At 56.6% G+C, this 25867-nt stretch carries 19 protein-coding genes; 14 read left to right on the forward strand and 5 right to left on the reverse strand.

The window, feature by feature from the left end:
• Positions 1–196: 196 nt before the first annotated feature.
• Complete coding sequence (locus GZH47_RS20070; protein WP_162642719.1) at positions 197–1609, reverse strand: MFS transporter; 1413 nt, start codon at positions 1607–1609, stop codon at positions 197–199.
• Positions 1610–1840: 231 nt separating this feature from the next.
• Here GZH47_RS20070 and GZH47_RS20075 point away from each other — a divergent pair, with 231 nt between their 5' ends.
• The gene (locus GZH47_RS20075; RefSeq protein ID WP_162642720.1) at positions 1841–2053 is read left to right on the forward strand and encodes a hypothetical protein; all 213 of its coding nucleotides are present in this window, start codon (positions 1841–1843) and stop codon (positions 2051–2053) included.
• A gap of 1070 nt (positions 2054–3123) precedes the next feature.
• Here the strand turns inward: GZH47_RS20075 and GZH47_RS20080 are convergent.
• On the reverse strand, positions 3124–3693 hold the full coding sequence (locus GZH47_RS20080) for a TetR/AcrR family transcriptional regulator (RefSeq protein WP_162642721.1): 570 nt from the start codon (positions 3691–3693) through the stop codon (positions 3124–3126).
• Between the two features lie 159 nt (positions 3694–3852).
• On the opposite strand from GZH47_RS20080, the gene GZH47_RS20085 reads away from it, so the two are divergent.
• The 9 genes from GZH47_RS20085 to GZH47_RS20125 all read left to right on the forward strand — a co-directional run bounded on the left by GZH47_RS20085 (position 3853) and on the right by GZH47_RS20125 (position 17237).
• Entirely contained in the window at positions 3853–5349 is a 1497-nt protein-coding gene (locus tag GZH47_RS20085; protein ID WP_162642722.1) for an aminoacyl-histidine dipeptidase, read from the forward strand.
• A 209-nt stretch (positions 5350–5558) separates the two neighbouring features.
• Positions 5559–7343 carry a sensor histidine kinase gene (locus GZH47_RS20090; RefSeq protein WP_162642723.1) on the forward strand — a complete coding sequence of 595 codons (1785 nt, stop codon included), beginning with the start codon at positions 5559–5561 and terminating at the stop codon, positions 7341–7343.
• Positions 7344–7463: 120 nt separating this feature from the next.
• Positions 7464–9218, forward strand: coding sequence for an extracellular solute-binding protein (locus GZH47_RS20095; protein ID WP_162642724.1), 1755 nt, complete (start codon positions 7464–7466; stop codon positions 9216–9218).
• A 63-nt stretch (positions 9219–9281) separates the two neighbouring features.
• Entirely contained in the window at positions 9282–10181 is a 900-nt protein-coding gene (locus tag GZH47_RS20100; RefSeq protein ID WP_162642725.1) for an ABC transporter permease, read from the forward strand.
• Between the two features lie 42 nt (positions 10182–10223).
• Positions 10224–11108: a carbohydrate ABC transporter permease gene (locus tag GZH47_RS20105; RefSeq protein ID WP_162642726.1), complete on the forward strand. Its 885-nt coding sequence runs from the start codon at positions 10224–10226 to the stop codon at positions 11106–11108.
• 40 nt (positions 11109–11148) lie between these two features.
• Positions 11149–12261 (forward strand): glycoside hydrolase family 172 protein, encoded by a 1113-nt coding sequence (locus GZH47_RS20110; RefSeq protein WP_162642727.1) that lies wholly within the window; start codon positions 11149–11151, stop codon positions 12259–12261.
• A gap of 65 nt (positions 12262–12326) precedes the next feature.
• A complete protein-coding gene (locus GZH47_RS20115; RefSeq protein ID WP_162642728.1) occupies positions 12327–14003 on the forward strand; it encodes a response regulator transcription factor in 1677 nt (558 codons plus the stop codon).
• Positions 14004–14019: 16 nt separating this feature from the next.
• Positions 14020–16074 carry a glycoside hydrolase family protein gene (locus tag GZH47_RS20120; protein WP_162642730.1) on the forward strand — a complete coding sequence of 685 codons (2055 nt, stop codon included), beginning with the start codon at positions 14020–14022 and terminating at the stop codon, positions 16072–16074.
• Between the two features lie 11 nt (positions 16075–16085).
• Positions 16086–17237, forward strand: coding sequence for a right-handed parallel beta-helix repeat-containing protein (locus GZH47_RS20125; protein ID WP_162642731.1), 1152 nt, complete (start codon positions 16086–16088; stop codon positions 17235–17237).
• A gap of 44 nt (positions 17238–17281) precedes the next feature.
• On the opposite strand, the gene GZH47_RS20130 is transcribed toward GZH47_RS20125, so the two are convergent.
• The 3 genes from GZH47_RS20130 to GZH47_RS20140 are packed head-to-tail and all read right to left on the reverse strand — an operon-like array spanning position 17282 to position 20851.
• Positions 17282–18394, reverse strand: a complete 1113-nt coding sequence (locus tag GZH47_RS20130) for a Ger(x)C family spore germination protein (protein WP_162642732.1) — start codon at positions 18392–18394, stop codon at positions 17282–17284.
• The gene (locus GZH47_RS20135; RefSeq protein WP_162642733.1) at positions 18391–19776 is read right to left on the reverse strand and encodes a spore germination protein; all 1386 of its coding nucleotides are present in this window, start codon (positions 19774–19776) and stop codon (positions 18391–18393) included. The genes GZH47_RS20130 and GZH47_RS20135 overlap by 4 nt, the downstream gene beginning before the upstream one ends.
• Positions 19769–20851: a GerAB/ArcD/ProY family transporter gene (locus tag GZH47_RS20140; RefSeq protein WP_162642734.1), complete on the reverse strand. Its 1083-nt coding sequence runs from the start codon at positions 20849–20851 to the stop codon at positions 19769–19771. Before GZH47_RS20140 ends, GZH47_RS20135 begins: the two co-directional genes overlap by 8 nt.
• A gap of 171 nt (positions 20852–21022) precedes the next feature.
• Between GZH47_RS20140 and GZH47_RS20145 the strand changes: the two genes are divergently transcribed.
• The 4 genes from GZH47_RS20145 to GZH47_RS20160 all read left to right on the forward strand — a co-directional run bounded on the left by GZH47_RS20145 (position 21023) and on the right by GZH47_RS20160 (position 25652).
• Positions 21023–21208 carry a DUF4177 domain-containing protein gene (locus GZH47_RS20145; RefSeq protein WP_162642735.1) on the forward strand — a complete coding sequence of 62 codons (186 nt, stop codon included), beginning with the start codon at positions 21023–21025 and terminating at the stop codon, positions 21206–21208.
• A 326-nt stretch (positions 21209–21534) separates the two neighbouring features.
• The gene (locus GZH47_RS20150) at positions 21535–23418 is read left to right on the forward strand and encodes a heparinase II/III domain-containing protein (protein ID WP_162642736.1); all 1884 of its coding nucleotides are present in this window, start codon (positions 21535–21537) and stop codon (positions 23416–23418) included.
• On the forward strand, positions 23415–24497 hold the full coding sequence (locus GZH47_RS20155; protein ID WP_162642737.1) for a glycoside hydrolase family 172 protein: 1083 nt from the start codon (positions 23415–23417) through the stop codon (positions 24495–24497). Before GZH47_RS20150 ends, GZH47_RS20155 begins: the two co-directional genes overlap by 4 nt.
• A gap of 18 nt (positions 24498–24515) precedes the next feature.
• Positions 24516–25652, forward strand: a complete 1137-nt coding sequence (locus GZH47_RS20160) for a glycoside hydrolase family 88 protein (protein ID WP_162642738.1) — start codon at positions 24516–24518, stop codon at positions 25650–25652.
• The last annotated feature ends 215 nt before the right edge of the window (positions 25653–25867 follow it).

Consider the following 25867-nt stretch of genomic DNA (forward strand, 5'->3'; position numbering starts at 1 on the left):
GAAGCGCACGGACACGGGCATCACGTTTCAATAATCGGCTTCAGTATGGAAAACGAGCTTGAGTATGGAAAACGAGCTTGAGTATGGAAAACGAGAGCTTCAGTATCGAAGAAAAGACGATCCAGCGGCGCTGCAAGGCGCTGCGGATCGTCTTTTTGGTACAGCCATGACCGGCGTGCGGCATTACCATAGCGCGCTAGCCGATCTCGTTCGCGGCTTGCGCCCGATGCGCGGCATGCCTTCTTCGCTCGCGGAAAACGATGACGCTCAGCAAGCTGAGCAGAATCATGGCGGAGCCGGTGAAGAGCGCGGGCACGATATGATCGCCGAAGTCGGCGGGCGACTGGACGGCGGCGCCTGATTGGAAGACCAATCCGCCGATGGCAATGCCGAACACCCCGCCAAGCTCGCGCATCGCATTGCTTACGCCGCTTGCTTCGCCCTCGGACGACTCCGGCACGGAGGAGAGGAGGCCGTGCGAGATCGGCGTGAAGCTGAGTCCCATGCCGGTCCCGGCCATCATCATGAACGGCACCATATAGCCGAACGGGAAATCGACGCCGAGATGAAGAATTTGCAGTCCGAATCCGAGCAAGGCGCCGATTTGAAGCAGCAATCCGGCCGTCAAGACGGTGCGGGTGCCGAGTTTTCCGACAGCCAGACCGGCAAGCGGCGCGGCCAGCATGGTGCATCCGGTCCAAACCATTTCGCGCACGCCGGCTCCGAGAGCGGAATTACCCTGCGCTTGCTGCAGGAACAGCGTAAGCAGGAAGATGGCGCAGAAGATGCCGGCGTTCATCCAAAATCCGGCGAATACGAGTCCCGTATATTTGGGACGGCGGAAGAGTTCGAACTGGACGAGCGGATGCTTGCGGCTGCGTTCCCATAGATAGAACAGCGCCAGCAGTGCCGCTCCGCCTGCAAGCAAGGAGATGACGAGCGGCGAGCCCCAGCCGTCGGCATTGCCGCGTTCGAGTCCGAATACGATGCCGAACAGCCCGGCCCCGAGCAGCAGAACGCTAGGCACGTTGATCGGTTTGTTCGCCCCGCGCCCTTCCGGAAGCCAGCGCAGCCCGAACAGGAAGGCAAGAATGCCGACGGGAACGTTGACCCAGAAGATCAGCTGCCACGGCGCGCCGTTTACGATCAAGCCGCCGACAAGCGGACCGACCGACAAGCCCAGCCCGGAGATGCCGGACCAGATGCCGAGAGCCGCCGCCCGTTTGTCCGGAGGAAACGCGGAGTTGACGAGCGACAGGCTGAGCGGAACGATCGCGGCTCCGCCGATGCCTTGCAGCGCGCGGGATAGAATGAGTTGAATCGAGCTCTCGCTGATGCCCGACAGGGCGGAGCCGACCGTGAACAGCACGATGCCGGTCAGGAACATCCGCTTGCGGCCGATCCGTTCGCCAAGCACGCTGAAAGGGATAAGCAGCACGGAGAATGCGAGCGTGTAGGCGTTCATGAACCATTCCAGATCGGAAATGCTGGCGTGGAACGATTTCTGAATAGCCGGCAGCGCGACGCCGATCACGAGATTATCCAGCATGGCCATGAACAGTGCGGCGCAGGTGACGACAAGCAATTTGACGCGTGAAGAGGTAAACATGTTATCACTCCTTGTTTTTTATTTATTAATAAATAAATAATTAGCCGAGGGATGGACATAATTATTTATCGATAAATAAATTATTGGGCGAAAAAGTAGCATCATCTGGAGGTCGAAGGTTTGCTTGCACAGTAGATGGCAGAAATCTGATGAGTCTGACGAAGTTGATCAAGGAAGTATGTTGGTGGATCGTACAGTCAAAGCGTCTATTAATGAACAGGCTGACTGCTGGTGAATGGTGCGACGCCGAGGGAGTGGCTAGCCGCAGGCGAATGGTGCGACGGTGACGAGCAGCTAGCCGCAGGCGAATGGTCTGACGGTGACGAGCAGCTAGCCGCAGGCGAATGGTCTGACGGTGACGAGCAGCTAGCCGCAGGCGAATGGTCTGACGGTGACGAGCGGCTAGTCGCAGGCGGGAGTGGTCTGACGGTGACGAGCAGCTAGTCACAGGCGAATGGTCTGACGGTGACGAGCAGCTAGTCGCAGGCGAATGGTCTGACGGTGACTAGTGGCTAGTCACAGGCGAATGGTCTGACGGTGACTAGTGGCTAGTCACAGGCGAATGGTCTGACGGTGACTAGTGGCTAGTCACAGGCGAATGGTCTGACGGTGACGAGCAGATAGCCGCAGGCGAATGGTCTGACGGTGACGAGCAGATAGCTGCAGGCGAATTCAGACAGTGACGAGCAGCTAGGTCTGGCACGGCGTGTTGAGCTCAAACTGGAAAAGGGAGTACCACGTACGAAATGTAACGAACCCAGGAAGCCTTATTGTTGGTTAAAGCAGTGGTTTTGAACAATAACGAATCCTACAAGCGCTATATGGCATAGTTACAGTCGTTTTGGCTTACTTTTGCATGAATAAGCTTATCTGAGTTCGTTAGAATTCAGAATGACGTTAATCGGAACGAATAGCGCTTGCTGGGTTCGTTACGCGTACGAATCTGATTCCTCAGCGGCTCGATCTTGAGGTCGCCGCTGGTCGGCAATACTCCGCAAACCCCAAACCGACTTTTCTACAGGTGCCCGCAGCACGTGCCTACTTTCCTGCCGCCGCGCATGCCCGTAGCTCATGCCTGCTGTCCTGCCGCCGCGCATGCCCGCGGCACGTGCCTGCTGTCCTGCCGCCAGCTATGCCCGCAGCACGTGCCTGCTGTCCTGCCACCGCCTATGCCCGCAGCTCATGCCTACTGTCCTGCCGCCTCGCATGCCCGCAGCACGTGCCTGCTGTCCTGCCACCGCCTATGCCCGCAGCTCATGCATACTGTCCTGCCGCCTCGCATGCCCGCAGCACGTGCCTACTGTCCTGCCGCCGCGCATGTCCGCAGCACGTGCCTACTGTCCTGCCGCCTCGCATGTCCGCAGCAAATGCCTACTGTCCTGCCACCGCGAATGCCCGCAGCACGTACCTACTGTCTGCCGCCGCGCATGCCCGCAGCACGTGTCTCCAATCCCGCCACATCAATGCCCGCGGCTCATGCCTACAGACTACCCCTGGCAGACCAATGTGCCTTACTACACTCCTGCGGAACCGCTGTCGTGGAGGCCGTACTTCTCGGGATCCTTCTCTCTCCAGCGGCAGATATGCGGGAGGTCCAGCGTTTCCGACATCGCGATCAGCAGGCCATGGCCGATGAAGCTGCTCGCTTTGTCTTGCGGATCTTCGAGTCCGGCTTGGGTAAACCGGTTCTCGACGCGCTCGTAGATGAGCTCGAATTGTTGGCGCGTGTGCTCGCGAATGGCAGGCTCGGGCGTCGTGTAGGCCATCATAATGAGCAGGATTTCGTCCCGGTGATCGACGAGCAGGTCGACGAACGCCTTGCCCATCGTTTCCTGCAAATGTTCCGGCGGTGCCTCGACGGAGGTAAAGGCATATAAAATACGCTGATAGGCGCGTTCCAGAACAGCAAGATAAAGCGCCTCCTTCGTCGTGAAGAAATGAAACACATAAGGTTGCGTTACGCCAACGGCCTGAGCGACTCTGGCTGTCGTCGTCTTGTAATAGCCAAGCTGAGCGAATAGCGTCGCCGCGGCATCGAGGATCTGTTCTTTGCGGTTCAGGGAAGCTTCGTCTTTGGATGTCATGTCGGCTGCGGCTCCTTACGCTGTATTTATTGACTAATAAATAAGTATCATATCGGACAAGCTGCTGTCAATATCTCTTTTTTTGAGATTTGGCGTTTGCGAACCGCATGCGCTACACTGGTAACAGAGATCAACCTATCGATTGGAGGCATTTTACATATGAGCAATGAAACAGGCAAGGTCTATACAGGCGATTCCAAGGTGCTTCGGTTCTTCGAGGAGCTGTCCGCCATTCCGCGGGCATCAAGCAGCGAGAAAGCGGTCAGCGATTTCGTCGCATCGTTCGCGCGGGAACGGGGCTGCGAGGTGCTGCAGGACGATCGCTGGAACCTGATTATCCGCAAACCTGCGGCGGCCGGCTACGAGTCTGCGCCGATCGTTATTTTCCAAGGCCACCTGGACATGGTATGCGAGAAGAACAAGACGACGGTCCACGATTTCGCCAAGGATCCGATCCGGTTCAAGATCGACGGCGACATGATTTACGCGGATGGCACGACGCTCGGCGCGGACAACGGCATTGCCGTGGCGACGGCGATGGCGATCATCGACGCGCCGGACATGGCGCATCCCGAGCTGGAGATTCTGCTTACGACGGAGGAAGAGACGAGCATGGGCGGCGCCTTCCATCTCGACGCTTCGCCGCTTAAGGGCCGGATGATGATCAACTTCGACTCCGACCGCGAAGGCATCTTGTTCGTCAGCAGCGCCGGCGGCATCAATACGTTTCACTCGGTGCCGGTCGCGTGGGAAGAAGCGGGCACGGCGGCGGGAGCCCCGTATACGATCAGCGTGCAAGGGCTGATGGGCGGCCATTCCGGCGACGATATCATCCACGAACGCGGCAATGCCAACAAGCTGCTCGGCCGGGTGCTGGACGACTTGCGCCGCCATGCGGACTTCGCGCTCGCGGGCGTGAGCGGCGGGATGAAGGTCAACGCCATTCCGCGGGAAGCGGAAGCCGCGGTTTACTTGAGCGAGACAGGCAAAGCGGCGGCCGAGGCCCGTATCGCCGAGCTGAACCGGATCCTGAAAGACGAGTTCCAGGCGAGCGACAAAGGCGCAGAAGTCGTGCTGCAAGTCGGATTCGACGAAAGCGGCGCGGCGGGTGCGGCGGCATCCTCCGGCAAGGCGTTCACGGAGGACGTGAAGTTGTCCGTCATCCGCCTGCTGACGCTTATCCCGAATGGCGTGCTGAGCATGGATAAAGCGATCGGCAATCTCGTGCGCACGTCTTCCAATCTCGGCGTCGTGTCGGTCAACGACACGCATATCGTCATGCAAAGCCTGTCGCGCAGTTCGATGCGTTCGCAGGTGGACGAAGTCGTGCGCGCGATGAGAACGGTGGCGGAGGCGGTAGGCTGCGAATTCAGGGAAGATCATTATTTCCCGGGCTGGCCGTACCGCGCGGACTCCAAGCTGCGCCCCGTCGTTCAGGAGGCGTTCGAGCAGCGCTTCGGCAAGCCGATCGAGATCAAGGCGATCCACGCCGGCCTCGAATGCGGCGTCCTGATCGAGAAAATGCCCGATCTCGATGCCGTTTCCTTCGGTCCGAACATGTATGAAATCCATACGCCGGACGAGCATCTGTCGATATCGTCCGTAGAGCGGACATGGCCGTTCCTTGTGGACGTGCTGGGGGCTTTGAAAGGGTAGGGCAGCCAGTCAAGCCATATTCCCGTGCGAATAAGCCGTTCTCCAACTGCAAGCCGTTTCCGGTCAGCTGCCGGAGGCGGCTTTTTCGCGTTTGCGCCGTTGCTGGGCCTTCACGTTTCGCGCGTTTTATGTCATATTAAAGCGCATACACGCAATGCTGCAGACAGGCAGATACCCCTGCTCTTGCGCGATTAGGAGGCCGTATTCCCATGCAGAAGAAACTGTTCGCGAGGTACAAATCGACAATATTCCCGAAAATTCTACTCGTCTTCATGTTGGTGATTACTCCCTTATGTATGATGAGCTTATTCATCAACGCGAAGGGGGAGTCGGCGGTCAAACAGGAGATCGATAAATCGCTCGGCTCCAAAACATCCTATTTCGTCGACACGCTGGAAACGGAAGCGAACCGGATGTACGAGCATCAGCAGGGGTTTAATTTGGATAAAGATTTGCAGCGGCTTGTCTACGTCGACAATACGCTGGACCGGTTCGAATGGGGCCAGACGATCAACCGGCTGCAGGAAAAGATGGAGATCATCAAAACGTCGAGCAAGTTCATCAATAGCGTCAGCGTGCAAATGCTCACCATCGGCAAGGCGATTTCGAACGAGGATCCCTATAATGCGATCGATCAGGAAGCGGTCGACGCCTTCATGGCGCAGTACAAGGACAAGGGAACCTCGATCATCAATGTCAAAGGGCGGCTGCTGCTGGGCTATGTCAATCCGGTTGCGATCTTGGCGCAGAAGAAGCCGGATTACATTATTTTTATCGAGCTTTCCATTCCGGAGCTGCGCAACGCGATGATGCAGTTCGCGAATTACGAGCATTCCGGAGCGATACTCGCTGACGTGAACCGGAAGTGGAACGTGTCTACCGACAGCGACAAGGACGTGCTGGCCGCGATGAGCCGCTTCGCGGACGAGCGGGACGAGAAGAACGAATCCGCGAAGATCGAGTCGTTCAAGGTCGGCTCGACCTCCTATCTGGTCTCGTACCGGTATTCACAGTTCATGAACATGAAATTGCTCGTGTTCGTGCCCGAGAAGTCGGTGCTCGGAGACTTGGACTCGTACCGGATTTGGTTCTGGGTGCTGGCGATCGTATCGATGCTGATTGTCGTCGTCTTCTCCACGTGGATTTACCGGCTCATCCACAAGCCGCTGAATAAGCTCGTTTTCTCGTTCCGAAAGGTGGAGGACGGCTACCTGGAGCCAACCGTGCTGCCGACGGGGCAGGATGAATTCCGCTATCTGTTCGAAGGTTTCAACTCCATGGTCGTGAAGCTGAAGGAATTGATCCATGAGCTGTACGAGCAAGAAATTCGGGTGAAGAGTTCGGAGCTGAAGCAGCTGCAGTCGCAAATCAATCCGCATTTCCTCTATAACACGTATTTCATCCTGCACCGGCTGGCCAAAATGGACGATATCGAGAACGTCATTCTATTCAGCCAATACTTGGGCGAATACTTCCAGTTTATTACGCGCAACGGCGCTTCGGAGATACCTCTCGAGGAAGAAGTGAAGCACGGGCGACTGTACGTGGAGATTCAACAAATCCGCTTCTCGAACCGGATCGACGTCGAATTCGACGATTTGCCGGAATCATGCAAGCATGTGATGGTGCCGAAGCTGATTCTGCAGCCGATCCTCGAGAATGCGTATAAATACGGGATGGAGCGGAAGAAGGACGACGGTTTGATCAAGGTGACGATCAAGCATGACGAGGTGATCCGGATTACCGTGGAGGATAACGGCGCCGGCATGACGGACGAAGCGATGCACAAACTGCAGTCGCAGCTAGGCCTGCATATCGAAGGAGACGAAATTACCGGCATCAACAACGTCCACCGGAGGCTGCAATTGCAGTTTGGCAAAGAGAGCGGCATTCGGCTCTATCACGGCAGCGATGGCGGGCTGAAGGTAGTGATTACGATCACGGTGCGCGACAAGTTCGCGCAGGCGGAGGCCATTGGGGAGAATAACGCTTAAAACGTCAACGTTTCACAAAACTTTATTATTTTTGACGCCTATCCCCTGGTTTTATAATGAACATGTAGCCGAGAGAATTCAAAAGGTTCAAAAGATTCAGACATTAAAGGGGGATTCAAGGTGAAAAAACGTACGACGAAGTTGACCTTGGCCGCAAGTCTGGCGGCGGTGCTCGTGCTTTCCGCATGCGGAAACAACGCCGACAACGGACAGAACGGAAACGCCAACCAAGCGGGCAATGCAGGGACAAGCAATACGAATACGGCGTCCGGCGATACAGCTTCCGGCAATGCGAATACCGCAGGCGAAGATGTAAACCCGCTCGGCAAGTACGATCCGCCGATCAATCTATCTACATTCCGCTGCATGAACGACAGCGAAACCTACCCGGCGGGCGACTCCATCGATAACAATGTCTGGTATCGTGCCTATGCGGATGAACTCGGCATCAAATTGACGAATAAATGGTCGGTAAGCAACACGCAGTGCGAAGAGAAGACGAACTTATCCATCGTATCGGGCGACCTGCCGGACTTCTTCCCGGTTAGCGCGAAGCAACTGAAAAACCTCGTCGATGCCGGCATGGTGGAAGATATGACCGAGGTATTCGATAAATATGCGTCTCCGCTGGTGAAAGAAGCTTATGCGGCCAATAACGGCGTAGCGATGACAGCGGCAACGTTCGACGGCAAGCTGATGGCGGTGCCTGGAACGACCCGCGGCTTCAACAGCGTCGACATGGTCTGGCTCCGCGAAGATTGGCGCAAGAAGCTGAACCTGCCCGAGCCGAAAACGATGGACGACCTGAATGCGATCATCAAAGCATTCGTCGAACAGGATCCGGACGGCGACGGCAAGAAAGACACGGTCGGCCTCACGATGGCGAAGAACTATTATGACGGCTATGCCGGTCTCGCCGGTTTCTTCAACGCCTTCCATGCTTATCCGTACACGAGCGCTTCGACTTCGATGTGGATCAAGGATAAAGACGGCAATCTCGTCTACGGCGGCATTCAGCCTGAAATGAAGCCTGCATTGCAAGCGCTTCAAAACCTGTATAAAGAAGGCGCGATCGATCCGCAATTCGTCGTTTACGACGGAGCCAAGGCAGCCGAGGCCGAGAACCAAGGCAAAGCCGGCGTTCACTTCGGCTACTTCTGGAACATCGGCTGGCCGATCGACGGTCTTGCCAAGAAGAACGATCCAAGCATCGAGTGGAGACCGTATCCGATTCCTTCGGTTGACGCTCAGCCAGCGAAAGTTCAAGTACCGGATCCGACCGCATACTGGAACTTCGCCGTTAAGAAGGGCGTTAAGAACCCGGAAGCGATCGTGAAAATGATGAACCTGTTCTTCGAGCACATCTTCAGCGACAATGCCGATCCGGATAAATACCACTCGGGCACGGTAGGCGACGTCAGCTACGGCTACTTCGACTATGCCGCGGTGCAGGGCGAGCATCCCGAGAAGAACCAGATCGCGTTCGGCAAAGTAAGCGAAGCGATGAAAGCGGGCGACACGTCGACGCTGAATCCGGAACAGAAGAAATATTACGATGCACTGAAAGCATACAAAGACGGCGACCTCTCGCAATGGGGCGCAGACAGAACATGGGGTCCTGAAGGTTCGTTCTCCGTGCTTGGCAACTACAAGGACAACAAGCTGATTCAAGTCAACGAGTTCCTTGGCGCGCCTACGGCTACGATGGCGACGAAAGGCTCGATCCTGATGGATTTGGAAGCGAAGATGATTACGAAGATCATTCTTGGCGATTCGGTCGACTCGTTCGATCAATACGTCCAAACGTGGAAGCAATCCGGCGGCGATCAGATTACGAAAGAAGTCAACGATTGGTACCAAAAAAATAAGAAATAGCCGATAAGCGGAGGAAGGGAAGCGATGCTTCCCTTTCTTCACAATGATAAGGAGGGAGCGGCCATGACTAAGAAATTCAAGCTTTCCGACTATACCCTATATCTGATGCTGCTGCCTGGATTGGCATTAATCATTATCTTCAGCTACATTCCGATGGCGGGCCTGGCTATTGGCTTCCAGCAGTTCAATCCGACGAAAGGCTTGTTCGGCTCCGACTACGTCGGCCTCGAGAATTTCAAGTACGTCTACTCCTTGGACGACACGATGACCGTGCTGCGCAATACGGTATCCATTGCGGTTATGAAGATGGCCGCCGGGCTGGTCGTGCCGATCGTCGTTGCGCTGCTGCTGAACGAGGTCGGGAAGGTCTTCTTTCGCAAAGGCGTTCAAACGCTCATTTACTTGCCGCATTTCCTGTCCTGGGTCATTCTGTCCGGTATCCTGATGGACGTCCTCTCCCCGTCGGACGGGATCGTGAACCAATTCATCTCGTTTCTCGGCTTCAAGCCGATCTTCTTCCTCGGCACGCCGTCGTGGTTCCAGCCGATGCTCGTCATCTCCGACGTCTGGAAAGAATTCGGCTTCAATACGATCGTCTATCTGGCTGCATTAACCGGCATTAATCCGAATTTATACGAAGCGGCGCAAATGGACGGCGCCGGACGATGGAAGCAAACCTGGCATATTACGATGCCCGGCATTCTGCCGATCATTATCCTGCTCTCGACGCTCAGCCTCGGCAACGTGCTGAACGCCGGATTCGACCAGGTGTTCAACCTGTACAGCCCCGTCGTATATTCGACAGGCGATATCATCGATACGTACGTTTACCGTCTCGGCATGATTAATTTCCAATTCGGCGTCGCGACCGCAGTCGGATTCTTCAAATCCGTCGTATCTTTCATTTTGATTTCGACTTCCTATTTTCTCGCCTATCGGTTTGCCAACTACCGGATCTTCTAACGGTGGCCGCAAACATCCCATACATGCAAAGGAGAGAGCGCAATGGTGCAACATAACAGTTTAGGGCGCAAGGCATTCGTTTACGGCAATTACGTGCTGCTGGCCTTGATTGCGCTGATCTGCATATTCCCCCTGGTTCAGGTGCTCGCGATCTCCTTCAGCTCGAGCTCCGCGGCCGCAAGCGGGGTCGTCAAGTTTTTCCCCGTGGATTTCACGCTGGATGCCTATAAATACGTGGCGAAGAAACCGGAATTCATCCGCTCTTTCCTGATCACGCTCGAACGGGTCGCGCTCGGCGTAAGCATAAACATGTTGATTACGATCCTCATTGCGTACCCGCTGTCCAAGGATTCCTCCCAGCTTCGCTTCCGGACGGGCTTTGTCTGGGTCTTCGTCTTCACGATGCTGTTCAGCGGCGGGCTGATCCCGACCTACGTCGTCGTGAAGAACCTGCACATGCTCAACTCGATCTGGGCGCTCGTTATTCCGGGCGCAGTGCCGATCTTTAACGTCATTCTGCTGCTGAATTTCTTCCGCAATATTCCGAAGGAACTGATCGAGGCTTCGTTCATCGACGGTTCGAGCCAATGGAACACCTTGTGGAAGATCGTCGTTCCGGTATCGCTCCCGGCGCTCGCGACGATCACGCTGTTCGCGACGGTCGGCCATTGGAACTCGTGGTTCGACGGCATTATCTACATGAATCAGACGGATAAATATCCGCTGCAAAGCTATATGCAAACCATTATCGTGGCCAGGGACATGAGCAATTTGTCGGCCGACGATATCATGCGGCTCAAAAATATTTCCGATCGCAATATTAAAGCGGCCCAGATTTTCCTCGGCGCGCTGCCGATTCTGCTCATTTATCCGTTGCTTCAACGGTTCTTCATGACAGGAATTGTACTAGGCAGTGTCAAAGAGTAAGAGGTGGGTCGGCACGATGATGAAAGGAGACAACATGCCCATGCTTTATAAATGCTCGTCCACCATTCGTTCCTATGCCGCCACGGCGGAGAACATCCGCGCGGAACGGGGGGCCGGCGGCCAAGCCAACAACGGCCGGAAAGGCTCTGCGTGTATCACGCCGTTCAAGCAAGGAGCCGTTCATACGCTGCTTGACCGGGAAGGAACGGGGATCGTCCGCCACATCTGGTGCACGATTCCGCCTGGCAACGTTGCCGCGATGAGAGGGCTCATCATTCGGATGTACTGGGACGGCCAGGAGACGCCAAGCGTCGAAGCGCCGCTCGGCGATTTCTTCGGCATCGCGCACGGCAGGCAGCGCAACCTGGTAACCGATTACGTCACGATGCAGGATGCCAAAGGCTTCAACTGCTGGATTCCGATGCCGTTCCGCACGCGGGCGCGCATCACGATCGAGAACGATTCCGGCAGCGACGTTGAAATGCTGTTCTATCAGGTTGATTTTACGCTCGGCGATGTATTGGACGAAGAAGCGGGTTACTTCCATGCACAATTCAGAAGACAGAACCTGTGCCCGCTGTTCGAAGACTATGTAATCTTGGACGGCATTGAGGGAAGCGGCGTTTACTTGGGCACGGTGATCGGCGTTCGCAGCATTTTGCAGAATAAAACGTGGTTCGGCGAAGGCGAGGTCAAGTTCTTCATCGACGATGACGACAAGTACCCGACCATTTGCGGAACGGGCCTGGAAGACTATGTCGGCAGCGCCTGGGGGATGCAGGAAGTCGTAACGCCGCAGCAGGGTGCGCCGCTCGTCGAATACAAGAACGCGCTGTTCTCCATGTACCGGTTCCACGGCAAGGATCCGATCTATTTCCGCGAATCGGTCAAGGTCACGCTGCAGCAGCTCGGCTTCGGGCCTCGTGAATCGTCCGATTCGTTCTACGGCGAGCAGTCGACATGCTATTCCGCGCCGGGCAATAACGAGGAGAACGGCAACTGCCTGTTCGAACGCAGCGACGATATCTGCTCGGTCGCCTATTGGTACCAATCGCTGCCGACGCGTCCGTTCCCGGAGCTGCCGAATCAGGAACGGCGCATCGCCGACCTGCTGGAAGGCGAGGAGAAGGGACCGGAGCGGTCCGACGTGTAGCCAAGGAACGCTCGCTCCCTTCGAACGCCGTTCAACCCTAACCTACCCGGAATAGAGAGGTGCCAATGATGTATCGATTATTGGTTGTCGACGATGAACCGATCATCGTGGACGGATTGATCGACTTGTTCTCCGATGCGTCGAATGGGCCGGAGCTGGAATTGTATTGGGCGTATTCGGCTGACGATGCGCTGAAATGCCTGAATACGACGCGGATCGATATCGTGTTGACGGATATTGAAATGCCGGAGATGAACGGACTCGCGCTGCAGAAGGAGATCAACGCCAGATGGCCGAGATGCAAAGTTATTTTCTTGACCGGCTATAACGATTTCAATTTCATTCATGCTTCCAGCCGCAACGGCGCTTCGGATTATGTGCTGAAGACGGAAGGCGACGCGCAAATCCTGGCAGCCGTCAGCAAGGCCGTGGGCAAGCTGGATGAGGACCTGGCCGTCCAGCAGATGCTGCGCAAGGCCGAAACCCAAATGTCCCTCGCGCTCCCGCTCATGCAGCGGGAGTTTGCGCTGGATTTGTTGAAGGGTACGGTGCTGCTGACCGATCCGCTGGCAGGAAGCCAGCAGCTTCAGGAGCTGAACATTCCGCTGCATGCGCATCAACCGCTCTTCATGATCATGGGGCGGATCGACACGTGGCCGTCCGAGATGCGGCAATCCGACAAGATGCTGCTGATGTACGCCGTGCACAATATCGCCGAAGAATTCTTATCGGATTCGTTCCGGATGTTCCATATCAAGTACGGGCAGGACCGGTTCGTCTGGCTGCTGCAATCGAAGTCGGATGATGCGCGCGAGAACGATGAAACGGCGTCGGAAGGCATCGCTCAGGCGGCGAATCCGCTGCGTCAGCTAAACGGGTATTTGGAGCTGGTGCAGTCGGCCTGCCATCAATATTTAAGGATCCCTTGCTCCTTCGTGCTGGTCAGCGAAGCGTTCGGCTGGAACGAGATTTCGCACAAGTTCGACACGCTGTCCTTCTTGTTCGCCCGGGGGCTCGGCACGCGGCAGGAAATTCTGCTGTCGGACAAGCAGCTGGTCGACGCTTTCCAGGAACAGCATGACGGCCGGGTCAAGATGCGTACGGTCCAGCTGCTGGACGATTATTTGGAAAAAGGCCAGCGCACGGAGTTTTTCGAGCTGTACGGGGCGTTCATGAATTTGGTGGAAGGCGGATCCGTGTCCAAGACGGGGGTTGCCGTGGAGATTTTCTATTCCATGGTATCGATGTTCATCACGTATATCAACCGTTGGGGACTCATGAAGACGGTTACCGATACGTTCAACTTGAACCTGCTGTTCACGATCGCGGAGCATGCCACTTGGCAGGAAACGACGACGCATTTCCAGAAGCTGGCTAACCTCCTGTTCGACGAGACGGTCAGCGAGAACGAGAAGCAGACGAACGACGTCATCTGGAAGGTGCAGGATCATATCCGGGATAACCTGGGCGGCGATCTGTCGCTGACCAGACTGGCCGAAATCGTCTATTTGTCGCCCTCGTACCTCTCCAAGCTGTACAAGCAGGAAACGGGGCAGAGTCTGAAGGACTTCATTATCGACTGCCGGGTGCAGAAGGCGAAGGAGCTGCTCCTGCAACGGGACATGAAAATTCATAAAGTCGGAAGAACGGTCGGCTTCGAATCGGCCGCTTATTTTACGCGTTGCTTCAAAAAAATGACGCAGCTGAGCCCGCAGGAATTCAGGGATCTCAAGCGGCCATAAACCAGGAGGGTTTCATGTGTCAAACGAGACAACAAGCCTAATGTTCGATGCCGGACTATCGGCATTCATCGGAACAATGACAGCGGGTTCCATCGGCCGCGCGCAGCCGAAGACGGAAATTACGCGCATCAATGAGCATCGCGTGAAGGTTAAACTTTCCTTCGAGCTGGAGGAAGCGGTACAGCAGGACGATTGGCAGCTTGGCATTATGCCGTCCTTCAATCCGACGTTCCATTGGGCGCCGCATTTGACGCCGACCGACAACCACATTATCGATCAGCATGCGTTCCGTTCCCCGGCGCTGATCGCGCATGACGCGGACCGTTGGCTGGCGGTCGTTCCCGATCTGGACATGCTGCTCGGCGAAACGCCGGTCCGCTGGTACATGGACATGAACGCGCGGGACAACCGGCTGACGCTGGGCATGAGCCTGTATAAAGTGACCGAACATGTGCTGTTCGAGAAGGATGCCGGCGCGGCGTACCCGAAAGGGACTGTCGAGTTCGGCTTCTACGTGCTTACGGGGGAAGGGCCTGACTATACGCAGAATCCTTGGCGTCCGGTGCTCGGCCTGTTGTGGGACAAGTGGGGCAGCGAGCTGTTTCAAAGCGGGGAGCCGGTCGGCCGTCCGCTTGCGCCTTACGTCGATCATGCGTACAACTGGGCGTTCAACACGTGGAAGGACGCCGTATGGCAGCAGTTCGAGCTGGACGGCAAGACTGTCGGAGCGCCGGTCTTCATCGTCAACGTGACGCAGAGCCCGAATTATCCCGGGGTCTTGAACGAGCGGGAATTCCGTTCCGTCTGGAACCAAGCCTGGTTCAGCTCGCTCCGCTCCGCGCAGGGCTTGTACCGCTACGGGCAGGAGAAGGGCAGCCAGGAAGACCTCGAACGCGCGCGGATGGCGAAGGAATTGGCGTTGTCGGCGCCGCAGCGCGAAGGCTTCTTCCCTGCGGTTATCGTGACAGAGATGGAACAGATCGTCGTGGATGGGAAGACGGTCAATCGTTCCAAGGGCTGGGGCACGGCGCATTGGGGCAACTCCAACCGGAATCCCGTCACCCGCTCGTCCGGCGAGGCGCCGTACCATGTGCTCGATATGAGCTTTACGTCGCTGCTTATGCTGAGCTGGTACGAGGAGCTGGAGAAGGATGAACGCCTGCTCTCGTATGCGGTTCGTTATGGCGATGCGCTGCTTGGCCTGCAGGCTGACAAGGGCTACTTCCCGGCATGGCTGGACAAGGATACGCTGCAGCCGCTGAGCGAGCTGGCGGATTCGCCCGAAACCTCCATGTCTGTCACGTTCCTGCTGAAGCTGCATGCGCTGACAGGCAACGAGTCGTATTTGACGGCAGCCTTGAAAGCGATGAACATCGTTGCCGAGGAGATCATTCCGATCGGCCGGTGGGAGGACTTCGAAACCTACTGGTCCTGCAGCAGCTACGGCAGCGGCCATTTGCAGCATAACAAGGTCGATCGCAACAACATGTACAAGCAGTGCAACTTCTCCATGTTCTGGACCGCGGAAGCGCTCTTGGCTTGTTACAGGCAAACCGGCGATTCCCGTTACTTGCAGCTTGGCGAGCGTTGCCTGGATGAACTGCTCATGACGCAGGCTTCCTGGCAGCCGTCTTATATTTACGTTAACGCGCTCGGCGGCTTCGGCGTTATGAACTGCGACGGCGAATGGAACGATGCGCGGCAAAGCTTATTCGCCGAGCTGATCATCGAATACGGACAGCAGCTTGGCCGTCAGGAATATATCGAGCGGGGTCTTGCCGCGCTGCGCTGCGCGTTCGTGATGATGTATTGTCCGGAGAATCCGACCACGCAGGCGCAGTGGGAGCAAGCCCATCCGTTCTTTAACGAGAAGGATTACGGGTTCATGATGGAGAATTACGGGCATGACGGGGTCGTGAACGACAAAGGGCTCGGTATCGGCGAATTCACGATTTTCGATTGGGGCAACGGTGCGGCGGCAGAGAGCTTCCTCCGCATTCGGGACCATCACCGCGCGCTGCTGGAGCAACATGGGATGATTGCCGTGCCAACAGGGGGAGAAGTGCGATGAAGAGGGAGTATATGTTAAAACAAGCGGGCCGCACGCTGACGGTCGGGGGACGGAACGCGGATTTCCAAGGGTTCACGTCAGCGGCGATTCAGGCGGCTGTCGAGGAGCTGCGCCGCGCGGGCGACGGGGGAACGATCCGGCTGGACGAAGGCGTCTATCGGATGATCGGGCCGGTCCGGCTGTACGACGGGATAACGCTGCAGGGCAGCGGCTCCGCCACCGTGCTGCGCAAATCGCCCGGCGTGCAGACGAAGCTTACGGCGGATGCCGATTATGGCGAGCTGCAGGCGGAAGTGGAAGACGCATCCGGCTTCGAGGTCGGCATGGGCATTCAAGTGTACGACGAGTCGCAGCATTGGGGCTGGGACGAGAGCAATGCCGTCATTACGCGCATCGAGGGCAATCTATTGTACTTCGACCGCCATTTGGAACGGGATTACCAAGCGGACGACGGCGGAATGCTGACGAATGCGTGCTCCGTCATCGAAGTGCTTGAGGGCCGGCAAGTCCGGATTCTCGATCTGACGGTGGATGGCGCGGGAGATCGGAATTACCCGATCGGCGGCTGCAGGGGCGGCGGCATTTATTTGTACAAGAGCGGCGATTGCCGGCTCGAGAACGTCACCGTCGACAACTTCAACGGCGACGGCATCTCGTGGCAAATTACGGAGCATATCGCGGTCCGCTCCTGCACGGTGACCCGCAGCGCGGGATCCGGGCTGCATCCGGGAGCCGGCTCGACGCGCAGCATCATTACGGATTGCACCTTGGAGCATAACGGTCTAGCAGGCCTCTTCATCTGCTGGCGCGTCCGGTTCGGGGAGTTCAGCCGCAACCGGATCTGCGCGAACGGAAGCTACGGCATTTGCATCGGCCATAAGGACTCCTACAACCTGTTCGAGGACAATGTGATTTCGGGCAACGGGGACAGCGGCGTCTATTACCGGCTGGAGAAACCGGGGAACGGCGCGAACGGCAACCGCTGGCACCGGAACGTCATCGAGGATAACGGCGGCGCGGAATCGGGCGGTTACGGCATCTTTGCCCGCGGCGTGGCCGAGGATAACGTCTTCATCGGCAACCGGATCGGCGAAGATCCGGAAGGCCGTCAGCGGATCGCCGTGCAGCTTGCGGATACGGTGAGCGGATTCACATTCGAATAATAGCGGAAACGGGACGAGGCGCAGCAGCCTTGTCCCGTTTTTTTTTACTCCCGCAGCTCGAACATGTTCGTGCCGATGAGCATGACTTTGACATGCAGCTCGATCTCCGGAATATCGGCATTGACGGCCAGACCTTTGCGATACCAGACTTCGTTCAAGGAGTAAAGATCGACGGATCGTTTCTTCCCGTTCTCATAAGTTTGCAGGATATCCTTCTCGACGTTCTTCTTGATCATCGCGGTGATGGCCTGCAGCCCGAGCGGCTGCCGCTGCTCCCGAAGGACGGCATCCATGCTAATGTACACCTTGACCATGCGTTTGCCGTTCTTATAGGCGGGCTTCTTCTTGACCTTGTTGTTCCTCACCATAACGCTCCCAACGAATGTTCCCTGCTCGTCCTTGAGGGGGAGCATGCCGCGTTTGGTCTTCTCCCTCAGCCATTTCACGCCGCTCACTTCTTCGCGGTTGAATTTGGCTTCGCTCTTCCCGTTCCTCAAGGCGATAAGGCCGTTCACGATGGGCAGTGTCATCGGCTTGCCGTCTTTATCCCAGTTCCTGCTGAGCTTGATGTGATCAAGCAGCGTCGTCTCGTATGGTTCCCTGGACGATCGAATGAAGTTCTCATAGCTCAGGGGCTTGAAGGAAGACTGCAGCTGTTTGAATAAGAGATTCGGCTGGTAGTACAGCGTGTTCACGGAGGAAGTGCCGGTAATCGGCTTCGTGCCGAAGACCTTCGCGAGGTCTTCGTTCGTTGCGAACACCCAAGGCGTATACCTCTGGTCGCGCGTTCGCATGAGCTCATCATGAATTTCGAAGACGCCTCGGGCAAGCAATCGGTCGCTGAAAATAAACACTTTGTTCTGCGTCCAATCGGTTCGCATCTGACTTTCTTTCTGCAGATCGAACACGGCCATCCCGATGCTCTCGCCTTCGCCTTTGGCGACGACGATCGGATTGGCAACGTTGCTTGCGCCTTCTTGCTTCGCCATGGAGGAGAGATCGTTGATTTGCGCATAAATCTTGTACTGGCCATCGACGTAGTCGATTCCAATCATATTGACGAAGTTGAAGTATTGAATATTTTTGACGTCCCAGCATCCGCAGAGGGATAACAAGAGACAGCTTGTTAAAGCCGCTTTCCAAGCCGCCCGCTTCATTCGGTCCCTTCTTCCATCCTCGTATCGTCTTGCAAGTGGAGATTCTGCGAACGCTTGGTCATATGCTTCGCCGGACGCTTAAGCAGTGCACCCGTGAGATCTGCCCAAGACGGCGGCGACAGCGGCGAGAGATACGGAATCCCGAACGACTTAAGACCCGATAGATAAGAGACGACGAGGAAGATGGACATGAAGAACCCGAACATGCCGAGTATCGAACAGACGATCATGATGAGAATGCGGATGATCGACACGACGCCGCTCAGCGTCGGATTCACGAGCGTGTAGCCGGCGATGACCGTGGTCGCGGCCACGACCGTAACGGTCGGGGACGTAATGCCTGCCCGTATGGCGGCATCGCCGACGATGATGCCGCCGACGACGGTCACCGTCGGCCCGACCGATTTGGGAAGCCGCAGTCCGGCTTCCTTGAACAGCTCGAACAAGACGAGCACGATAATCGCTTCGAACGGAAGCGTCATCGGAAGTCCGATGCGATTCGTTGCTATCGTAGCCAATAAAGGCAGCGGAACCTGCTCGAAACTGAATCCGATCAGCGCAATGTAGAACCCTGGCAGGAACAGCGCCAAATGCCAGCCAAACAATCGCAGCAGCCGTTGAAACGAGCCGATCAGCGAACGGTAATAGCCGTCTTCGGGCGATTTTACCAGCGATGTCAGCGTAACCGGCGCGACGACGGCGAGCGGAGAGCCGTCAAGCAGTATCACGAAACGGCCGCCGACCAAATATTCCGCGGCAAAATCGGGCCGCCCGGTATTGTCGATCAGCGGGACCACCGACAGCGACTGGTCCGAAATCGCTTCTTCCAGCTGAGAGCTCGTAATGAGCGCATCGATGCGGATTTTCCGCAATCTTGCCCGAGCCTCGTCGACAGCCCGCTTATTCGCGATATCCTGGATATAGAGCAGACGGACCGCGGTTTGGCTTCGGACTCCGATCGTGAAGGATTCTACTTTGAGCGTCGGGGTTCCCAACCGTTTGCGGATCAGCGCCACATTGATTTGGATGCTCTCCGTAAATCCGTCGCGTGCGCCCTTCGAGGACGATTCCGTGACGGATTCTTCCGGGTCCCGTTGAGGCGGGTCCGCGACGTATTGCAGGTAGCAGCAAGCGGATTCCGAATCGAAGAGGAGCAGGTTGCCGTCAAACACGCAGGTTGCGAGCTCGTTCTTCCACTGCTTCGTCAAGGTTAAGGGATGCTGGCGCCACATGTCTGCGCCGTACGTGCTCAACTCGTTGACCTGCTCCCGGTTGGCCATGCCCAGGCAGAATACAAACAGGAAGCCGCCGTGCGGCTCGAAGGCCACATCGCCGCAATCCTCGAATAACGTCCGTATGGCGCTTTCGTTCGGTTTATCCATTCCGCTTCACCGCCTTCTTGTTCTTGCTTGCCCAAATGCACGGCAAGAGCACGATGCACATAAAGCCGCATAAGAAACTGGAAATCAAATAATAGGTTTTCACATGATCATGGAACCTGACATCGGACAGTTTGATCTGATTGAAGGCAAAGAGGAACAAGGAAATCAGAATGAGCAATAGCTCGGGCTGACGCCATTTTTTCACCCACAAGGTGTGGATGATGTAGATTGCCAGTGAAATGCGCATAAACGCGCCGGCTAACCATTGATAAATCGATAAGAAGTCGGTTTGACTGATCATGCTTCCGATGGATGCCATGCGCCACTGCTCGTAGGCCGGGTATCGCAGCTTCGCGGCTTCGAACGGACCGAACATGGCGATGATGCCCGTCAGCGGTCCGATGGTCAGCTCGATCAACATAAGCACGACCAATGTCATATTCATGCGCGACAATTTTCCTTTGACCTCGTCCTTGAGGAAGAACACGAGGAAGACCTCCGTGATGCCCGATAGGGTATACCAAGCGCCATGCGCGATCGAAGCAGCCGGATTTTTCAATACGGGAAACAGGTAGCTGTAATCTTTAAACTGAAAGTTTACGGTCATGACGTAGAAGCCGAACAGAACGATCCAGGGCAGCAGAATGCCGTTGGTAATGGCAATCGCGGCGAGTCCCTTTCGCGCCGTGATATAACAGATTCCGATGAGACACAGGCCGAGAACCCAGGTTGGGGTATAGGTCAAATAGGAGGCATTCGACCACATGATCGTGTCTCGTATGCTTATACTCGCCTGTACTAGGAAATACAAAGTGAACAGAATCGTGAACAGCAGCCATACCAGCGTATTCGTTTTCTCTTTCGCCCAAGTGGAAAGCGAGGAAGGGATATGTTTGTAGATATAGACATACAGCAGGCCAAGAAGCACGGAAGGGATAATGGCGAACAAGACGGAGACCCATGCGTCCCGCTTCGCGGTATCCAGCAGAATAGGAATCAACATGACATGATTGGAGATGCCGATATACGTAATCAACAGCATAGACAACTGGAAGGGGGTGATTGTTCCGTTCATCCGGCTAGAACCTCCTTAAGGCATATTGTGGTTAAGTTTCCCAAATCGCCTAATTTTATGTATAACTCTGCGTCTGTCTTCACTTGCTGAACGCGATCTGCGCAACTTTGCGGCGAATCATTCGTCCAAATAGTGGAAAGCAATAGAGCGTGTTTAGGAGGAGATAGAACGATGTATGAATATATTTTTGTCGAAACCTCGCTAGGCGGATTTTTCACCGAGCCGAAGCACCGGGAGACGATCGCCGAATATGCCAAGGATGGATGGAGACTCGTTCAAGTTCTGCCGACCAACTATAACGGCCACGGCAAACCGGAAGCGTACGAAATTATATTTGAGCGGCAAGCGAAAGAATAGCGGTACGACGCCGCGTGTTCATAAGAGCGTCGTACGCGCAGCGCAGGAGTCAGCAGAGTATCCGTTCAGTGGACTTCTCAGCTTCCGTTTCAACAGAATTTTCCGCAGCGCAAAGCAGACATTTCCGCAGCGTATAGCAGACATTTCAAAAGCCGCCCAGAGCTTGGGCGGCTTTTCTATTGCCCGGCGGCCATCATCGGAAATTGCATATCAGATGACAACGGATGTCCGAATTTTTATATATTTATCAGAAACGCCGCCATTTATAATACGTGACAAGAGCATTCCGACCGGGAATGCGGCTTGGGTGAGAGGAGAAGGATGAGATGCTTTCCGATCGTTACAAGAACTTGGATTTGAATGCCGCGCTGCTGTCCCCGGAGCAGATCGACCCTTTCCCGAAAGCGGATGACCGTGCCTCTTGGGAAGGACTGCTTCCCGAAACGCGGGAACGCTGGATCGCGCTGGCTGAACAATATCACGATTATGCCTGGCCTGCGCTGAAGGTCGAGGATTACCGGGCGTACTGGACGTCCGGCGAGATGAACAAGCAGATGCGGGCGGTTTTCGAGCGGCGCAGCGTGCTTGGCATCTTGGCTATGGCGGAGTGCATCGAAGGTCAAGGCAGGTTCCTGAACCAGGTGATCAACGGGATCTACGTCCATTGCGAAGAGACGACATGGGTTCCGCCGCTTCACCGCATTCATGCGGACAAATCGAGCAAGGAATGCATGCCGGACAAGACGGACCATATGGCCGAGCTGGTCACCTGCGCGACATCCGATCTGCTGCTGTGGATCCGCAATGTGATGGGGATTTGGCTGGACGCGGTCAGCACGCGCATTTGCCGGCGAATCGCCGACGAAGTGAAAGCGCGGCTCCTCGTTCCTTACATGGCGCGGGACGATTACTGGTGGATGGGCTTCCAGCCTGGCGTGCGCGTCAACAACTGGAATCCGTGGTGCAACAGCAGCGCGCTGATGGGCTTCCTGCTGCTCGAAGAAGATTCGGACAAGCGTTCCGAGGCGGTGCGCAAAATCATGCGCAGCCTCGATGCCTTCATCGGCACCTATCCGGCCGATGGCTGCTGCGACGAGGGCCCCGGCTATTGGGCGCCTTCCGGCGGCGGCTTGTTCGTAGCGCTGGAGCTGCTCTCCGATTCGACGGGCGGCGCGATTAACGTATTCGACGAGCCGCTGATCAAGGACATCGGCAACTATATTTATAAAGCGCATATCCATGATCGCTACTTCGTCAACTTCGCGGACGGCGACGTCATGCCGATGATCGGCGGCGACGTGATGTACCGGTACGGCAAACGCACGGGCGAAGAACGCTTGATGAATCTGGGCGCGAGCTTGAAGGAAGGCGACCCCGTCATCCATATCTGGTTCGAAATGTACGCGCAGCTGCAAGCGCTGTTCCTTGAGCGCGAGCGGGAAGAACGGCATGCGAAAGCGCCGTACGTCCGCGATGCTTGGCTGCCGGTATCGCAAGTCATGATGGCGCGCACGGAAGAGGGCAGCGAGCAAGGCTTGTTCTTGGCTGCCAAGGGCGGACATAATCTCGAGTCCCACAACCATAACGACGTCGGCAGCTTCACGGTATTCGTCGACGGCTGCCCGCTGTTCGTCGATCTCGGCACGGAAGAGTACAAAGCGCAGACGTTCGGACCGAATCGCTTCGAGCTGTGGTACTTGCAATCCCAATACCATAACCTGCCGACCGTGCGCGGCGTTCTTCAGCATGAGGGCGGCAAGTACCGCGCGAAGGATGCGGTCTATGCGACCGGCGCAACGGAGTCGGTCTTGAGCATCGATATCGCGGACGCTTATCCGGCGGAGGCCGGAATCGATGTCTGGCAGCGGTCGTTCAAGCTGGAACGCGCCGGTGCGCCGCATATCGAGATTACGGATCGCTATGAACTGCGGGAGGGTACGGCGGATATCGCGTATAGCCTCATGACGCCGTGCGAGCCGATTGCGTCGGCCGAGGGCGAGTTCCGTTTCGAATACGCGCCGGGCCGATGGGCCGTGCTCGCCTTCGACCATGCCCGCTTAAAGCCGGCGATCGAATCGATCGATACGATGGAATCCCGCTTGCAACGCAACTGGGGCGAGCATATGTACCGTCTAACGCTACATGAACTAGAAGCTGTAGCATCCGGGACGCGGAAGCTGCAGATCTACCGACAGGAGGATATGAAATGAACGGATTCGATGGACTTGGCATGAATTTAGGCAATCTGTTCCGGCTGTCCGACGCGCAAACCCGATCGATCAGCGCGGAAAACTTCGACGGCGCGAAAGGTCACGGCGGTATGGCGACGGAAGGCACGGGCGCCAGCTGCGCGCGCGATCTGGGCCTGGGCTGGAAGGTTTCGCCTTCGGTCGAAATCCAGCCGGGCACGGTATTTACGATGGCGGACATCGATGGCCCCGGCGCCATTCAACATATTTGGCTGACCTGCTCGCCGAACAATTGGCGCAACCTGATCCTCCGTTTCTATTGGGACAAGGAGACGCAGCCTTCCGTCGAAGTGCCGCTCGGCGATTTCTTCTGCAACGGCTGGTGCGAGCGCAGCAACGTGAATTCTATTCCGGTGGCGGTGAACCCGGCCGGCGGCATGAACAGCTATTGGGCCATGCCGTTCCGCCAGCATGCGCGCATGACGGTGGAGAACCGCTCGACGAAGCCGGTCGTTCTCTATTACCAAGTGACCTATACGCTTACGACGGTGCCGGATGACGCGGCTTACTTCCATGCGCAGTGGCGCCGCAGCAATCCGCTGGCTTACAAGGACGTTCATACGCTGATCGACGGCGTGCAAGGAAAAGGCCATTACGTCGGCACGTACCTCGCTTGGCAATCCAACAGCAACGGCTGGTGGGGCGAAGGCGAAATTAAGTTTTTCATGGACGGGGATCAAGAATTCCCGACGATCTGCGGCACCGGAACGGAAGATTATTTCGGCGGCGCCTGGAACTTCGAGCATCCGTACGGTCAGTACGGCATCTACTCGACGGCGTACATGGGCATGCCTCAAGTGCTTAAGCCGGACGGATTGTACAAGAGCCAGCAGCGCTTCGGCATGTACCGCTGGCATGTCATGGATCCGATCCGTTTCGAATCCGACCTGCGCGTGACGATCCAAGCGCTGGGCTGGCGTTCGGAAGGCCGCTACTTGCCGCTTCAGGACGACATTGCTTCCGTTTCCTTCTGGTATCAATCGGAGCCGCATGCCCCGCATCCGAAGCTGCCGGGTCCGGATGATCTGGAAGTTATATAGAGCGAGGAGGAGACGTACATGACGACGACACGACAATTGAACGTGGAAGCTTGGGTGACGGACGCTTGGGAGCGGACCGCGGCCAAAATCACCCGGAACGCGGCGGAGATCGCCGATACGTTCCCGCATGCATCCTTGAACGGCACCTATAACTCTTGCCCCGCGCATGATTGGGGCGCCGGCTTCTGGCCGGGCCTGCTCTGGCTCGTCTATCGGGAGAACGGCGACGAGCGGCTGCGGTTGACGGCGGAATCGCTGGAGCGGAAGCTCGGCGAGACGCTGACGGCTTACGACGAGCTGCATCACGACGTCGGTTTCATGTTCAGCCTGAGCAGCGTTGCGCAATACAAGCTGTGCCAGGATTCGAATGCGAGACGGCATGGCCTGATGGCAGCCAATCTGCTCGCCGGGCGCTTCAATCCGGCCGGCGATTTCATTCGCGCATGGCCGGATTGGGACGGCGAGGATCACAGCGGCTGGGCGATCATCGACTGCATGATGAACCTGCCGCTGCTGTACTGGGCTTCCGAAGAGCTCGGCGACCCGCGGTACAAGCATATCGCCAAGCGTCATGCGGATATGGTGCTGCGCGATTTCCTTCGTCCTGAAGGATCGTCGTATCATATCGTGTGCTTCGATCCGGAGACGGGCGAACGGACAGGCGCGCTTGCCGGACAAGGCTATGCCGCCGAATCGGCTTGGGCGCGCGGAACGGCTTGGGCATTGTACGGCTTCGCGCTCAGCTACCGCTATACCGGGGAACAGCGGTATTTGGACGCTGCGAAGCGGGCGGCCCATTTCTTCGTCTCCCGCCTGCCGGAGGACAAAGTGCCGTACTGGGACTTCCTGCTGCCGGACGTGAACGGCATGCCGCGCGATTCGTCGTCGGCTGCGATTGCGGCCTCGGGGATTCTCGAAATCGCGGGTTTTGCCGAAGGTCCGGATGCAGCCTACTACCGTTCGGCGGCAGCGGCGATCCTTCGCTCGCTGGATGAGAATTACGGAGCGTGGGAGGAGAAGGAGCAAGGACTGCTGCTTCACGCGACAGGCTTTTACTCCAGGAACGCTTACGTGGACGTGCCGATCATCTACGGTGATTATTACTTTGCCGAGGCGCTGTTGAAGCTGAAGGGACAGGTAGAGTTGTTCTGGTAATTTACCGGAAGGATGGGCGGAGGGTTAGAGAGTCCGCTCGCATGGGTTTGACTGCAGGCTGCCGAGAGATCGGCGGTCTGTTGGCGTTGCTGTGAGGTTGAGTGGGGGACGGGGAGGGGGACGTTCGGCAGCGAGCGGATAGTGGCGGTCCGTTAGGTTTGGCAGGTATAATATAGCAAAGCCGGCTGTTGAAATCCGGACCCGAAGGAGTGGAA

This window comes from Paenibacillus rhizovicinus, assembly GCF_010365285.1.
Lineage (GTDB): Bacteria > Bacillota > Bacilli > Paenibacillales > Paenibacillaceae > Paenibacillus_Z > Paenibacillus_Z rhizovicinus.